At 63.3% G+C, this 14,518-nt stretch carries 15 protein-coding genes and 1 riboswitch; of the genes, 10 read left to right on the top strand and 5 right to left on the bottom strand.

Annotated elements, in window-relative coordinates; translation table 11 throughout:
• Positions 1-17: 17 nt before the first annotated feature.
• Positions 18-581: a Crp/Fnr family transcriptional regulator gene (locus tag FCL40_RS05590; protein ID WP_136852164.1), complete on the bottom strand. Its 564-nt coding sequence runs from the start codon at positions 579-581 to the stop codon at positions 18-20.
• Positions 582-605: 24 nt separating this feature from the next.
• On the bottom strand, positions 606-2,366 hold the full coding sequence (locus FCL40_RS05585; RefSeq protein ID WP_136852163.1) for a M61 family metallopeptidase: 1,761 nt from the start codon (positions 2,364-2,366) through the stop codon (positions 606-608).
• A 182-nt stretch (positions 2,367-2,548) separates the two neighbouring features.
• Here FCL40_RS05585 and hinT point away from each other — a divergent pair, with 182 nt between their 5' ends.
• Entirely contained in the window at positions 2,549-2,899 is a 351-nt protein-coding gene (gene hinT, locus FCL40_RS05580; RefSeq protein ID WP_136852161.1) for a purine nucleoside phosphoramidase, read from the top strand.
• 659 nt (positions 2,900-3,558) lie between these two features.
• Here the strand turns inward: hinT and FCL40_RS05575 are convergent.
• Complete coding sequence (locus FCL40_RS05575) at positions 3,559-4,476, bottom strand: glutathione S-transferase family protein (RefSeq protein ID WP_136852159.1); 918 nt, start codon at positions 4,474-4,476, stop codon at positions 3,559-3,561.
• A 435-nt stretch (positions 4,477-4,911) separates the two neighbouring features.
• On the opposite strand from FCL40_RS05575, the gene FCL40_RS05570 reads away from it, so the two are divergent.
• The 9 genes from FCL40_RS05570 (at position 4,912) to FCL40_RS05530 (ending at position 12,335) form a co-directional block, all read left to right on the top strand.
• Positions 4,912-5,415: a PaaI family thioesterase gene (locus FCL40_RS05570; RefSeq protein WP_136852236.1), complete on the top strand. Its 504-nt coding sequence runs from the start codon at positions 4,912-4,914 to the stop codon at positions 5,413-5,415.
• Complete coding sequence (locus FCL40_RS05565; RefSeq protein WP_136852157.1) at positions 5,412-5,843, top strand: PaaI family thioesterase; 432 nt, start codon at positions 5,412-5,414, stop codon at positions 5,841-5,843. Before FCL40_RS05570 ends, FCL40_RS05565 begins: the two co-directional genes overlap by 4 nt.
• A 10-nt stretch (positions 5,844-5,853) precedes the next feature.
• Positions 5,854-6,246, top strand: coding sequence for a DUF1425 domain-containing protein (locus FCL40_RS05560; RefSeq protein WP_136852155.1), 393 nt, complete (start codon positions 5,854-5,856; stop codon positions 6,244-6,246).
• Positions 6,247-6,811: 565 nt separating this feature from the next.
• Positions 6,812-6,915, top strand: a riboswitch (TPP riboswitch).
• Positions 6,916-6,969: 54 nt separating this feature from the next.
• On the top strand, positions 6,970-9,087 hold the full coding sequence (locus FCL40_RS05555) for a TonB-dependent receptor (RefSeq protein WP_136852153.1): 2,118 nt from the start codon (positions 6,970-6,972) through the stop codon (positions 9,085-9,087).
• Between the two features lie 10 nt (positions 9,088-9,097).
• Complete coding sequence (locus FCL40_RS05550; RefSeq protein WP_136852151.1) at positions 9,098-9,358, top strand: hypothetical protein; 261 nt, start codon at positions 9,098-9,100, stop codon at positions 9,356-9,358.
• A gap of 34 nt (positions 9,359-9,392) precedes the next feature.
• Entirely contained in the window at positions 9,393-9,968 is a 576-nt protein-coding gene (pnuC, locus tag FCL40_RS05545) for a nicotinamide riboside transporter PnuC (protein ID WP_136852235.1), read from the top strand.
• The gene (locus FCL40_RS05540; RefSeq protein ID WP_136852149.1) at positions 9,949-10,749 is read left to right on the top strand and encodes a phosphotransferase; all 801 of its coding nucleotides are present in this window, start codon (positions 9,949-9,951) and stop codon (positions 10,747-10,749) included. Before pnuC ends, FCL40_RS05540 begins: the two co-directional genes overlap by 20 nt.
• Positions 10,750-10,833: 84 nt before the next feature.
• Positions 10,834-11,673 carry a DUF6279 family lipoprotein gene (locus FCL40_RS05535; RefSeq protein WP_136852147.1) on the top strand — a complete coding sequence of 280 codons (840 nt, stop codon included), beginning with the start codon at positions 10,834-10,836 and terminating at the stop codon, positions 11,671-11,673.
• 68 nt (positions 11,674-11,741) lie between these two features.
• Positions 11,742-12,335: an HvfX family Cu-binding RiPP maturation protein gene (locus FCL40_RS05530; protein WP_136852145.1), complete on the top strand. Its 594-nt coding sequence runs from the start codon at positions 11,742-11,744 to the stop codon at positions 12,333-12,335.
• 444 nt (positions 12,336-12,779) lie between these two features.
• On the opposite strand, the gene FCL40_RS05525 is transcribed toward FCL40_RS05530, so the two are convergent.
• The gene (locus tag FCL40_RS05525) at positions 12,780-13,673 is read right to left on the bottom strand and encodes an NAD-dependent epimerase/dehydratase family protein (RefSeq protein WP_136852143.1); all 894 of its coding nucleotides are present in this window, start codon (positions 13,671-13,673) and stop codon (positions 12,780-12,782) included.
• Complete coding sequence (locus FCL40_RS05520; RefSeq protein WP_136852141.1) at positions 13,673-14,035, bottom strand: 5-carboxymethyl-2-hydroxymuconate Delta-isomerase; 363 nt, start codon at positions 14,033-14,035, stop codon at positions 13,673-13,675. The genes FCL40_RS05525 and FCL40_RS05520 overlap by 1 nt, the downstream gene beginning before the upstream one ends.
• Between the last annotated feature and the right edge of the window lie 483 nt (positions 14,036-14,518).

Here is a 14,518-nt window from a genome sequence, read left to right as displayed (position 1 = left end):
ATGGCCGCCGGGCGGCATTAACCTTGGTTAATGCGCCGGCGAATTCGTGACAGGCTGATGGGGCTGATGCCGATGTAGCGGGCCAGTTGTGCCTGGCTGATCTGCTCGACCCACTGAGGCCAGCGGCTCAGCAGGGCCTGGTAGCGCTCCTGGGGGGTGTTGAGCAGGAAGAACGCCTCCTTCTCCTCCTTGTAGAGCAGTTGCTGCCTCATCAGCGCCCGGCAGACCCCCTGCCACTGGGGCAGGTCCAGCAGCGCCAGGGGCAGCTTCAGCACCTCGACCCGGGTTAGGGCCTCCAGCTGGTACTCGGTGGGCCGGCCATCCAGCCAGCTGGCGTAGAGGAGGCACAGCTCGCCGGGCAGGTAGAACTCCTTGATGTGCTCCTGGCCTTCGCTGGAGTAGTGGCAGGCCCGGAGCACTCCGCTGCCGAGGAAGAACGCCGAACTCTGGTTCGCCCCCTGGGGCAGCAGCACCGCGCCCGCCTCCAGCTTCAGCGGCTGGCAGCGTCCTTGGTGGGCCAAGAGGGCGCCGGCATCGGCCCCCAGCTTTGCCAGACACTGGTGAAACTGGTCGAGGATCATCTCAGGCTTCGCCGCCGATGGGGATCACAGCCACCCAGCCAGCTTCCCCTCGTCGGTGACCGTCAGCACGCTGGTGGTGTGGCGTGCCGGGGTCAGGGTCAGGGTACCGCTCATCAGCTCATCGCGGCGGAACCAGTGGCAGCTCAGGCGGGCGCCGGCGCCGTAGCGGTTGAGCCGTTTGTCCAGATCACTGCCCACCTGCAGGCCGTCCACGGCGATGAGGTTGTCACCGGCGGCCAGGCCCAGGCGGTGGGCGTCCCCGCCTTCGGCGACATTGGCGATGGTCACCCCGACGGCGGCGGTGTTGTATTTGGCGCCCAACTCGACCGCCAGCCCCTCGCCGCGGGTGCCGCCCTTGTCACTGTTGGAGGTGGCGCTGCGCTGGCTGAGCTCGACGCCGAACTCCGCCAGCAGCGGTGCCAGGGGCAGATCCTCGGTGCGATCGAGCCAGGCGAACAGGTCGCCGGCATCGCGGCCGATCAGTTCACTGACGATACGCTGGTGAGTGTCATCCTCGGTGCCGATCCCCTTGAGGCCGAACTCCTGCCACAACCGCTGCATCAGCTGGTCGAGATTGTGGCGGCCACCGGTCTCCTTGCGGATGGAGAGGTCGAGGAACAGGGCAAACATCGCCCCCTTGGTGTAGTAGCTGACGATGGCGTTCTGGGCGTTCTCATCCTGCTTGTAGAACTTGGTCCAGGCGTTGAAGGAGCTGTCGCTCAGGCTCTGCTTGAAGCGACCGCTGCCTCGGGTGACCCGGGTCATCAGCTCCCCCAGCATGGTCAGGTAGGTGTCCCGGTCGACACAGCCGGCCCGGTAGGTCAGCCAATCGTCGTAGTAGGAGGTGACCCCCTCGTAGGCCCACAGCTGGCGGGTATAACTCTCCTGATCCAGCTCGTAGGGGACGAAGCGGGCGGGCTTGATCCGCTTGACGTTCCAGTTGTGGAAATACTCGTGGGAACAGAGGGACAGGAAGGTGCGGTACCCCTCGGTCATCTCGGTTTCGCCGGTGGCGGGCAGGTCGCCGCGCCCACACACCAGGGCGGTGGAGGCGCGGTGCTCCAGGCCGCCGAAACCCTCGCCCAGCACCATGGTCATGAACAGGTAGTAGTCGTAGGGGGCGCTGCCGCCGAACAGGTCGATCTCGGTTTCGCAGATCTTGGTCAGGTCGGCGCAGATGCGGTCGGTGTCCGCCCAGTGGCGACCGGTCAGCACCAGGTCGTGTTGCACCCCCCGGGCCCGGAAGCTGGCCAGGGTGAAGGTGCCCATCTCCACCGGATGGTCGATAAGCTCGTCGTAGTCGCTGGCCTGGTAGCGGCCGAAGGCGTAACGCTCGGTGCCCGAGGCCAGGGGCATGGCAGTGGCTACCCGCCAGTCGCCGTAGCCCTCGCCCTGAGGCGGTTGAATCTCCAACTGCACCGGCTCCCCTTCGCGGCCCTCCACTTTGAGGAAGACGCTGGTGCCGTTGAAGAAGCCATGGGTCTGGTCCAGGTGGGCGCTGCGCACCGACAGGTCCCAGGCGTAGACCCGGTAGCGGATCACCAACTGGTCGCAATCCTCCTCCAACTGCCAGCGCTGCTTGTCCAGCTGGGCCAGGCGGACGGGGCGGTCGCCATCGGTGCCCTCGACCTGGATTAGGTTGCGGGCGAAATCCCGTACCATGTAGCTGCCGGGGATCCAGCTGGGCAGGGAGAAGCGCTGGCCGGGGTGGGCCGGGCCGGTCTCGATGCTGACTTCGAACAGGTGGGCGTGGGGATCGACGGGGCTGATGCGGTAGAGAAGCATGAATTTGGTATCCTTTGGCATGGTCCGGTGTGCGGAACGGACGCGGTCCTTGAGGGAAACCGTTGAACTCCCTGGGGAGCGGGCACAGGGTCGACTGTTTCCCGATACCGTGGTTTCCCTAACTCTGATTTGCCAAGTATACTGAGATTCTTGGACAAAACCGACTAGCCGGAGCCTGTAAAATGGCCGAAGAAACCATCTTTTCCAAAATTATCCGTCGTGAGATCCCCACCGAGATCCTCTACCAGGACGATCTGGTCACCGCGTTCAGGGACATCAGTCCCAAGGCGCCCCACCACCTGCTGATCGTGCCCAACACCCTGATCCCCACCATCAATGACGTCAAGGCGGCCGATGAGCCGGCCCTGGGACGAATGGTGACCGTGGCCGCCAAGCTGGCCAAGGAAGCGGGCATCGATGAGGATGGCTACCGCTTGATCATCAACTGCAATCAGCATGGCGGTCAGGAGGTGTTTCACATCCATATGCACCTGCTGGGGGGCAAGCCCCTGGGTCCGATGCTGGCGGTGTAATGATCGACCGAGGGGAGCCTGAGGCTCCCCTTTGTTAGGCTGAGCCTTAAATAACCGTTGTTCACCCACCAACCCTGCTCTTGTTGCTCTCAGCAACACCCTGTCAATCGTCATCCAGAAGACGGTCAGCAATCACCGTCTGTCGACGTCGATCCTAGAGGCTCCCCAAAGCCCTTGCAGGCACAGCCTCTGGATACCGGCATGCGCCGGCATGACCGTGCTGGCGGGGGCCGCAGTGGGTGGAATCCACTCTGTAGCAACCCGAGAATGACTGCTGAGCCTGGCTGCCGGGAGCGCCCTGCACCACACGCACCCTGACGCACGTCAGGGTCCAGGGGCTGTCGACATCCTCCCTGGAGGCCCACAACACTCTTCCAGGCACAGCCTTTGGATACCGGCATGCGCCGGCATGACCGTGCTGGCGGGGGCCGCAGTGGGTGGAATCCACTCTGTGGCAACCCGAGAATGACTGCTGAGCCTGGCTGCCGGGAGCGCCCTGCATCACACGCACCATGGTCACCCTGACGCACGTCAGGGTCCAGGGGCTGTCGAAATGAGCACCAAGTCCCGAGTTTTGCTTGAGTATGTCATCACATGGGCTGGCCCGGTTAAACCAAGGCATCGCCTTACTTCAACAGCCAACCCAGACACAGCGATTTTTATGCGACTTTGTAATGGTAGCCCTGACGGGGGAAGTGGACGTGGACGGCGTCGAACCTCCGGGTCTGCCGGCGCAGGATCCAGCGCTGCTCGGTGACGCCCGCCAGGGTTCCTAGGGTTGCGACCCTGGCGTAGTCGCCCGGGGTGATTCTCACCGATTTGCCGATATCCGGATGATCCAGCGCCGTCGGCGGGAGAGGGCGGGGCTGACTGACGGCGGCCAGCGACAGGGCCTCGCGGCCGCGGATGTCGCGGGGCTGACCATGGCCAAAGGCGCTCATCTGCTGGTACCACTGAGTCAGCCGTGGCAGCCGGGGTGGCAGCGGCTCCCCGCCCACGTTGACCACAAACCACAGCGGGTGGTAGAGGGCGAAGTCCGGGTGACCGGGCTGGTTACCGAACAGGTAGGGGCCCTGCAGGGTCTCCTCGATGTCGGTTAACCGCTGCCGAAAGCGCCGGGCCACCTGGGCCAGGGGCTCACGGCGGCCGGTTTCCCGGGCGATCCCCAGCCGGTCCCAGATGAAGCGGGCGGTATCCCACAGCGACAGGTGCTGCCTGAGTTGATGCAGCGCCCGCCTGGGCGGCACCGAGGTGACCGCATCGAAAAACAGCGATGACTCGGCGAAGGCGGTGAACTCCCGGGCCGGACGGTCGCTGGCCGACGGGGCCAGGGTGGGCTGTTGGGCCAGGGCGCTGATCTCCTCTGCGATCAGTTCGCTGTCACAGATCAGGTCTGCCCCAAGCTGGGCCACCGGGATACGCCGGTAGCCCCCGGTCAGCGGGTCGGTAGCGGGGCGTGGGGGCAGGGGGGAGACCAGCAGGGAGTGCCACGGCAACCCCGAGGCCCCCAGAATCAGCCGAATCTTCTCGGAGAAGGGGGACAGCGCGTAGTGATGCAGGATCAGCGGCTGGGACATAGGGGGCGCTCCATTTCACAATAACAGACTAAAAATTAATCCCTTAGGTCGACTGTAGATCCGTCGGCGGCAAATGGGAAGCCTTGGGCGTCAACTGGGCGGCGATCAGGCGGGCCAGGAGCCTACCGTCCGCTGCTGGAGGGCAAGGGACTGGTGGTCCGTGGCCGCCCAGTTGAAGGCCCTGTGCCGGCAGCTGTTGGCCCGTTGGGCTAGGAGAGGATGGCCGCAGAGCCGTTTCGCTGGCGCTGGAGCGATAGATTTCCAGTGGCAGGCTGGGGGAATCGGTGGCAAATAGCGGTAAATCATCTTCAGTGATATCCTTAACAGCTGTCTTGACCCCTGTTTTAAGGGCAGAAAAGCACACTGACGTTGCTTCGATGGCGCCCCGGGGTGCCAGAGGTAGTGAGCAAACGATAAGGAACTTCAACCACTGTGATGCAACCTGTTAACCCTGAATTTTTCCCCCTGACCGATCTGGCCGGTCGGTTTGTCAATGAGCTGGCGCAGTGCCGCAAGCTCAAGATCGACTGCCTGGAAGCCAGTGAGCACCATGTGCTTCTGTGCCTGCCCTACGAACCCGAACTGGTAGGTTACCCCGAATCCAAGGTGCTCCACGGCGGGGTGATCACCACCCTGATGGACACCGCTTCAGGTGCGGCGGTGATCTGCGCCATCTTCGCCAAAGAGGAGCAGTTGGAGCTGTGCCCCACCCTGGATCTCCGGGTGGATTACATGAAGGCCGCCAAACCGGACCAGCCGGTGTACGCCATGGTGGAGTGCTTCAAACTCACCTCGTCGGTGGCCTTTACCCGGGGCATCGCCTACCAGGAGTCCATCGACGATCCCATCGCTCAGGTGGTGTGCTCCTTCATGAGAATCGGTCCTGAACTGGTCACCGAAGCGTTTCGAGCCGCGCTGCTGGGGGAGGAGAAGGCATGAACATCAAACCGGTAGTGCAGCAGGCGGTGGCCGACAAGGATTACACCGAACTGCTGGCGCTGATCCCCTATGCCCAGCATCTGGGTATGAACTGCGAGCAGCTGGGCGAGGAGCTGGTGTTCCGTTTGCCCAACAACCCCGACAACATGGGCAACCCGATGCTGCCGGCGCTCCATGGCGGCGTCATCGCCGGCTTTATGGAGATGTCCGCCATGGTCCAGTTGATGGTGATTCTGCGCACCGCCCGGGTGCCCAAGATCGTCGACTTCTCCATCGATTACCTGCGTGCCGGCTACGCCCGGGAAACCTACGCCGAGTGCCGTATCACCCGTCAGGGTCGCCGGGTGGCCAACGTTTCGGTAAGCTGTTGGCAGACGAACCGCAAACAGCCCATCGCCACCGCGAGAGCCCACTTCCTTATCGATTAGGAGCGTCACCATGCGTCATTGGATCCCCACCCTGTTGCTTGCCCTGCTTCTGGGCGGTTGCAGCACCAATACCTCCGGCCTGGTGGTCCGCTCGGACGCCGACAAGATCAAGGTGGACAACGCCAGCCTGGCGCGGGAGGTGACCGTGACCCAGCTGCACAAGTCGCTGATGGGCGGCCGCCTGCAGGGGCGGGCTGACCTGGTCTCCAAGGCCTCCGGCGACCTCTATCTGCAATATCGCTTCGTGTTCTTCGACGAGAGCGGGGCCGAGATGGAGTCCGCCAACCGCGGCTGGCGCGCCATTAACCTGGCCGGCGGCGAACGCCGCCAGGTGAGTGCGGTGGCCCTGAGTCCCGGGGCGCTGGAGTTCGAGCTCAGTGTCCGCCGGGTGGTGGGCGAGTAGGACAGACGCTGTCCCCCGCTGAAGAGCCGCTGTATTCAGCGGCTTTTTTGGGCCGTGTCTTAAATCACCGTTGCTCACCAACCCACCTTGCTCTTGGTGTTCTCAGCAACATCCTGACGCACGTCAGGGACCAAGGTCTGTCGGAATCGACCCCGGAGGCCCAAAAAAGCCCTTACGAAACAGCCTCTGGATACTGGCATGCGCCGGCATGACCGTGCTGGAAGGCGCCGCAGTGGGTGGAATCCACTCGGCAGCAACCTGCAGATGACTGCTGAGCCTGGCTACCGGGTGCTTCCTGCACCACCCGCATCATCGTCACCCTGACGCACGTCAGGGGCCAGCGTCTGTTGAAAAGTGTTCCAGGTTGCCATTTATGCTTGAGGGTGCCATGACATGGGCTGGCCCGATTAAACCCAGGCATCGCCTAACTTAAACGGCTAACTCAGACACCGTCCATTTTTGTGCGCGCCGCGTTCTGGGTCTGGCCAAACGGCCCCAGGCTGGTCAAAAAAACCGCGTAAACGCCATTCAGCGTGGATTCAGGTGCCGTGGCCAGGGTATACTGAACTCTGCCTCGGGGTGTATCGATACCGATACTGAGATTCCTACTGGAAAACCCGCGAACCTGATCCGGATCATACCGGCGTAGGAAAGGCCCAGCCTTGAAGTCCCTGCCCAAAATCCGGTCGTATTCCCTTTTAGTAATAGAGAAGTCTAAAGGCTATGCGCACCAAGCTTTCCATTGTTGCCCTGGCGGTCTCCTGCTCTGTGCAGGCCCAGGATATTGAAACCATCACCGTCAACGCCGATTTCCGCGACGCCGACATCGCCCGCCTGCCCAGCAGCGTCACCGTGGTGGACACCGCCCGTATGCAGGAGCAGGGCGGCGAGCATTTCGAGGATGTGCTGAAGAACATCCCCAACCTCAGTTGGGCCGGGGCCACCTCCCGTCCCCGCTACTTCCAGATCCGCGGCGTCGGCGAGCAGGAGGAGTACCAGGGGGCCCCCAACGCTTCCGTGGGCTTTATCGTCGATGACATCGACCTGTCCGGCATCGGCATGGCCGCCAGCCTGTTCGACCTGCAGCAGGTCGAGGTGCTGCGTGGCCCCCAGGGCACCCGCTACGGCGCCAACGCCCTGGCCGGAGTCATCTACGTCAAGAGCAACGATCCCACCGAGCAGTTTGAGGCGGGCACCGAGGTCAGCCTGGGTGAGGACGATCTGGTCTCCGTGGGCGCCTACGCCGGCGGCAGCCTCAGCGACACCCTGCTGTACCGCGCCTCGCTGCAGCAGACCCAGCAGAACGGCTTTCGCGACAACCTCTACCTGGGCCGGGACGACACCAATGAGCGCGATGAGCTGACCGGGCGCCTCAAGCTGCGCTGGTTGGCCAGTGACAACCTGACCGCCGACCTGACCCTGCTGCACGCAGACCTGGACAACGGCTACGACGCCTGGACCCTGGACAACAACGGCTTCGACACCCTGACCGACCAGCCGGGCGAGGACAGCCAGGCCACTACCGGTGCTTCGCTGAAACTCAACTGGGCGGCCAGCAGCGCCGTCTCCCTGGTCTCCATCACCGGCCTGGCCGATACCGAAGCCCGCCACGCCTACGACGGCGACTGGGCCAACCCGGCCTACTGGAGCAATCTCCAGTGTGAAGACTGGGAGACCGGTGCCGCCGTGCCCTGCCAGTACGACTATTGGTGGGACAAGGACCAGCAGCGCACCACCTACAGCCAGGAGCTGCGGTTGGTCTCCGGCGAGCAGGGTCGAATCTTTGCCGGCACCACCGACTGGCTGGTGGGCGCCTACGCCATGAAGCTGGAGGAGTCCAACGATCTGGAGAGCTTCTACAACGGCTGGGAGGACGTGTTCCTCAAGTCCGACTACGAGGCCACCAACAGCGCCATCTTTGCCCAACTGGACAGTGAACTGGGCCAGTGGCTGTTCTCCGCCGGGCTGCGCATCGAGCACCGCAGCAGCGACTACAGCGACGACAGCGGTGAAAGCTTCTCCCCCAGCGAGACCATGTGGGGCGGCCACCTCTCCGCCAGCCGCTACCTGGGTGACCGTCACCTGGGTTACCTGCGCATCGCCCGCGGCTACAAGGCCGGCGGCTTCAACATGGACGTGCCCGCCGATCTGCCGGGCGCCAAGGAGTTTGAGGACGAGACCCTCTACAACTACGAGATCGGCGTCAAGAGCGGCTGGCTGGAGGGGGCCCTGTCCACCACCGTCGCCCTGTTCTACATGGACCGCCAGGATCAGCAGGTGGAAGCCTCGGTGCAGGATCCCAACAATCCGCAGCGCTTCTTCCTCTACACCACCAACGCCACCGGCTCCACCAGTTATGGCCTGGAGGCGGACTTCAGCTGGGCGCTGACCGCCAACCTGGAGCTGTACGGCAGCCTGGGCCTGCTGGACGCCTCCTACGACGACTACATCTACAATGACAAGTACGGCACCCCCATCGATCTCAGCGGCCGTGAGCTGGCCCACTCGCCCAGCTACCAGTTCAACCTGGGGGCCAGCTACCGTCACGATCTGGGCTGGTTCGCCAACCTGGTGGCCAACGGTCAGGACAGTTTCTACTACTCTGATTCTGCCACCAGCAACGCCGAGTCCGACTCTTACGTGCTGTGGAACACCAAGCTGGGCTACGAGGCGGAGCGCTGGGCCCTCTACTTGTGGGGCCGCAACCTGACCGACGAGAAGTACGGGGTGCGCGGGTTTACCTTCGGCAACGAGCCCAACGACGGCTGGCAGGATCACCTGTACGTGCGTTACGGCGATCCCCGCCAGTTCGGCCTGACTTTCCGTTACGACTACTTCTAAGGAGAACGCCATGCAACTCGCCGTGGAGATCAGCCTCTACCCACTCAAGGATCAGTACCTGCGACCCATCCAATGGTTCATCGGCCGCCTGGACGCCTACCCGGAGATCCAGCGCAAGACCAATGGCATGAGCACCCAACTGTGCGGAGACTACGACACCATCATGGCCCTGCTGGCCACCGAGATGAAGGCGGCCCACCGGGAGTGGGGCAAGGGGGTGTTTGTCTGCAAGTTTATCCCCGGCGGCGTGAACCTTGACCACAGTGAGTAACCTTGTCAGTGAGGCGCTGGCCCAGGCCGGCGCCATGACCCTGTGGGAGGGGGTGGCGGTGGTGCTGGCCCTGGCCTACCTGCTGCTGGCGATGCGCGGCAGCCTGTGGTGCTGGCCGGCGGCGTTCTTCAGCACCCTGATCTACACCCTGCTGTTCTGGGAGGTGTCGCTGCTGATGGAGTCGGTGCTCAACGGCTACTACCTGCTGATGGCACTCTACGGCTTCTGGCAGTGGCGTTTCGGCGGCCGGGGAGAGGGGCTGAACTACCAGGTCTGGAGCGCCGATCGCCACCTGAGGGTGATCGGCCTCACCACCCTGGTGGCGCTGGGGCTGGGTTATGTGATGGACAACTACACCCACGCCGACATGGCCTACCTGGACTCCGCCACCACCTGCTTTGCGGTGGTGGGCACGGTGATGACCGCCCGCAAGGTGGTGGAAAACTGGCTCTACTGGGTGGTGATCGATCTGGTCTCCATCTACCTCTACATCAGCAAGCAGCTGCTGCTGACCAGCGGTCTGTTTGTCCTCTATGTGGGCCTGGCCCTGGCCAGCTACTTCACTTGGCGCAGCGCCTACCGGAGTCAGGGTGAGCCGGCGTTCGCCTGAGGTCCTGCTCAGCGAGGTGCCGGCCTACGCCGGCGCCAGGCTGAGCCCCTTCGGCGGCGGCAGCGCTAACGCCCTCTACCGCATTGATCCCAGTGAGCCCCGGGCGCTGCTGAGGGTTCACGGCGCCGGGGCGCGGATGGACACCGATCGCGCCGCCGAGCGTCTCGCCTGGCAGGGCGCCGCCAGGGCGGGGTTGACACCGGAGCTGCTCTACTGGGATCCGACCCACCGCTTCTCCATTGTTGAGCTTTGGGGAAGCCGGGCAGAGGTGCTGGCGCCTGTGCAGGCGGCCGAACTGCTCGCCCGGTTTCACCAATTGCCGATTGCCCCGGCGCGCCTGGATTACGCCGGGGGACTGGGGCCGCAGGGCGCAGCCCTGCAGCAGCAGCTGCTGGCCAGCCGGCTTAGGCCCGGCATGACCCACCATGATCCCAGCCGCGGCAACTGGCTCAGTGGGTCACACCAGGGGCAACAGCGGCTGCGCCTGATCGACTTCGAGTACGCCGGTTTTGGTCACCCGCTGTGGGACCTGGCCTGCCTGATGCTGGAATGGCCCGATATGGCCAGCGCGGCGCCCGCCTATTACCGCGCCGTGGGGGTTGACGTCGATGCCAGGGAACAGGCCGCCCTGCACGCCGCCGGTCAGCTCTACCTGCTGACCTGCCTTAGCTGGTGTCGGCAGGCCCTGGCCAAGGGCGGCGACCCGGCCCAACTGACGCCGTGGGCCGACCGCTACCGGCAACTGCTGGCCCAGGGGCTTGCGTCGCGGCTACCTCTCTAGCCTGGTCCCCGGAACTTTCCGCACAGAGTCCTGCTCTAACAGTGGGTTAACAACATTGATCGGTTCGCAAACCGGGAGTGGGCCTTGAAGGGACGGTGGGTGCTTGTGATGGTGTTGGCGCTGGTGTTGACCGGCTGCAGCACCAAGTTTGTCTATAACTGGCTGGATTGGATCATCGAGTGGGAGGTGGCGGATTACGTTGACCTTTCCCGTTCCCAGGAGACGCAGTTCGAGGATATGGTGGACGAGATGCTGGCGTGGCACCGTCGCGAGGAGCTGCCCAGGTACCGCCACCAGTTGCTGACCCTCAGGCACCAGATCAACCATCAACTGACCTCCGAAGACGCCCTGGCCCACATCGGCCGCCTGGAGCAGCACTGGCTGCGGATCTTCGATCACCTGATGCCCAGACTGGTGCCGCTGATGCAGACCCTGACCGATGAGCAGGTGGAGCAGTTGCTGGCCAACATTCGCAGAGAAAACCAGAAAGACCTTGATCGCTACCTGAACAAGGACTTTGACCAGCGCGTGGCCCGGGCCAACAAGCGCACCGCCAAGAGCCTGAAGCGCTGGGTGGGCAAGCTGACCCCGCTGCAGCGCCAGGCGGTCGACGACTTCAACCATGAGCGCCACCAGTCCATGGACCTGTGGGTGGCCTATCGCCAGGCGTGGCAGGAGCGCTTCGGTGAGGCGCTGCGCAACCGCAGCGACGGCCAGCGGCTGCAGAGTGAGCTCAGGCTGCTGCTGGTCACCCCGGACAAGATCCGTCCCGCCGGCTACCGGGCGCAACTGACCATCAACCAGCACAACTTCGCCGACGCCCTGGAGTCGATCAACGCCAGCCTCACCGGAAAGCAGCGCAAGAGACTGAATCGTGAGCTAGGCTCTTTGATAGATGATCTGGCTGATTTATCAAAAAATTAACTTCGGTGAAAGCCAGGGGTCACCACGCCGGTCATCTTAGTCAGTAGTAACTTAAAAGGAATATAGTTATGCAGGCTCTGATCCATCTGTGGCAAGGCTTCTTCCGGGCAACCCAGTCTCTGGAGGGACTGGCCCCCCTGGCGATCCGTCTCTACCTGGCGCCGATCTTTGTCCAGGCCGGCTACAACAAGCTGAGCCACTTCGAGGACACCGCCGCCTGGTTTGGCAACCCCGAATGGGGCCTGGGGCTGCCGTTCCCCGAGGTGATGGCGGCCCTGGCGGCGGGCACCGAGTTTGTCGGTGGCCTGCTGCTGATCCTGGGGCTGTTCACCCGCCTCATCAGCCTGCCGCTGATGGTGACCATGCTGGTGGCCGCCTTTGCGGTGCACTGGGACAACGGCTGGCTGGCCATCGCCGACGCCTCCAGCTGGCTGGCCAACGACCAGGTGATGGCCGCCCCGGAGAAACTGGAGCGCGCCAACGCCATTTTGCAGCAGCACGGCAACTACGAATGGCTCACCTCCTCGGGCAAGTTTGTCATCCTCAACAATGGCATCGAGTTCGCCATCACCTACTTCGTGATGCTGCTGGCCCTCTATTTCATGGGAGGCGGCAGGTACACCAGTCTGGATCACCTGTTCGGGCCGAAAGAGCGGGCCTGACGGCAGCAGGCTACCAAACCAATCAGCCCGGTGCCGAGCGCACCGGACTTTCTTTGGTGCGCCCCGTATCCTAGGTACCATCGTCACCCTGACCAACGTCAGGGTCCAGTGTCTGTCGACATCGGTCCCAGAGGTCCCCAACTCCTTGCAGGTACAGCCTCTGGATAGCGGCATGCGCCGGCATGACCGTGCTGGCGGGGGCCGCAGTGGGGTGAATCCACTCTGTACCGAGCTGCAGATCACTCCCGAGCCTGGCTACCGGGTGCGCCCTGCATCACACGCACCATCGTCATCCTGACCAACGTCAGGGGCCAGTGTCTGTTGAAAAGCGCACCGAGTGCCCATTCATGTGCGAGTGTGTCATGACATGGGCCAGTCCGTTTAGAGCAAGGCATTGAATCACCTCAACGGCTCACTCAGACACAGCCCATTTAATCTGGCCCTCTATCTGGCGGCCTGCCAGCCCGGGGGCAGCACCTCGGCCAACCCCTGGTCATACAGGGCCAGCACCGACTCGACGCCGTGCTGCGGCTGCCACCCCAGAGCGGTGGTGGCGGCACCGGCATCGTAGACCCGATCCAGCGAGGCGGGCAGGCCCCAGCCGCGGCGTTTAAACTCATCGGCGAGCCGCGGCAGCTTCTTTCGAATTAGGGCGGCGGCATCGCGATAGAGCGCCTCGGTCTCCCCCTTGTTGAAGGGGGTGGCACCGGAGAGGTTAAACAGGGTAAAGCCGGGCAGGGCGTGGCGCAGGGCCAACTCGTGACCGCAGGCCACATCCCTGGCGTCGATGCCCCGGCTTAAACGAAACACCGCCATGGTATCCACCGCCTCGGGGAAGCAGCGGGAGATGCGTAGCACGGTCACCGGCAAACCGGTCTCCTGGCTGAATTGCCTGAGCCAGCTCTCCGCCGCCAGGTTACTGCGGTGGTAGACGTTTCTGGGTTGCGGCGTCACCTGCTCATCCACCCAGGCCGCGCGACCCTGAGTCGGTTTGGACGCATGGCCATAGAGGGCGGTGGTGCTGGTGAACACCAGCTGTCGCAGCCCTTGGTTGACCCCCTCGGTGACCAGCGCCTGGGTCAGCTGCACATTGATGCGCTCAAACTCACTGTCGCTGCAAAGTCCTACGTGGGGCGCATGCAGCGCCGCGGTATGCACCAGGGCGGTGACACCCTCAAGGGCTTGCCGACGAACCTCGCCGTTACAGAGATCCCCCACCAGATCGGCGGTGGAGCAGGGGGTCTGGTCAACGCCCCTTACCGGGTACCCCAGATTGGCCAGGTGAACATAGATGGCGCGGCCGATGCGTCCGGCACTGCCGGTAACTAGCACCGTCATCAGTGGCCGTCGCCGCTTTCCAGCATCTGCCGGCTGACGTAGTCCTGCCGGCTCATCTCATAGACATTGGCGGCGATCTTGGGCACCTCGGGGAAGAGTCTGGTCAACTCGGCCACCATCAGCTTGGACAGTTCGGCCCGCTGGTCGGCGGTGCGGCCGTCGAGGATATGGGCAAACAGGTGGATAAAGGGATCCTGACTGCCGCCGGCCAGGTAGGTGGCATAGGAGTTGATGCGCACCTTGATGGCGGCCTCGTTGAACAGGCCGGAGGCGAGGGCGGCCTGGTGCAGGGCGCGCAGGACAGCCTGTTGGTCCCGGCCTTCAAGCACCTCTTGAGCGCAGTCGATGACGAAATGGGGCATGGAAACTCCGGTATTGGGATCGGTGGCCACATAGTACTACGACCATGGTCCGCGCCAGAATCGAAGTCATAGGATTGCGACGTGAAGCTACACCGCCTGGAGTCTGAAATGGTGCTGAATTTTACTGATGCCGACCCATCATGTGACTTGACCCCTTTGAAAAGCCCGCGTCAAAGTTGTAACGTTACTTTCTTAAAAATCAGCCAGATAGGCTAGGAAGGATCGCTCCGTGGCAGGCTCAACCGCCTGGCCAGATGGCGGAGCTTACCCTGATGAAAACGACGCCTGGATTATAGTCGAATAATATCAATGGCTTATATGTTTGCAAACGCTAACCGTGGCGAACCAATAGTTACTGTATATACATACAGTTGAAGTGATCTTCCGCCTTTCCCCAAGCTGGGGCCGCCTTTCGCGCAATTCAGCTTGCCCTGGATCTCTGGTCAAGGCTCCGAACTGCCGGAATCAAGGGGATTTTCAACG

Origin of the sequence: Ferrimonas sediminicola (assembly GCF_005116715.1) — a bacterium.
Lineage (GTDB): Bacteria > Pseudomonadota > Gammaproteobacteria > Enterobacterales > Shewanellaceae > Ferrimonas > Ferrimonas sediminicola.
Note: the sequence above shows the minus strand (reverse complement) of the source record. Positions and strands in the feature narration are given on the sequence as shown.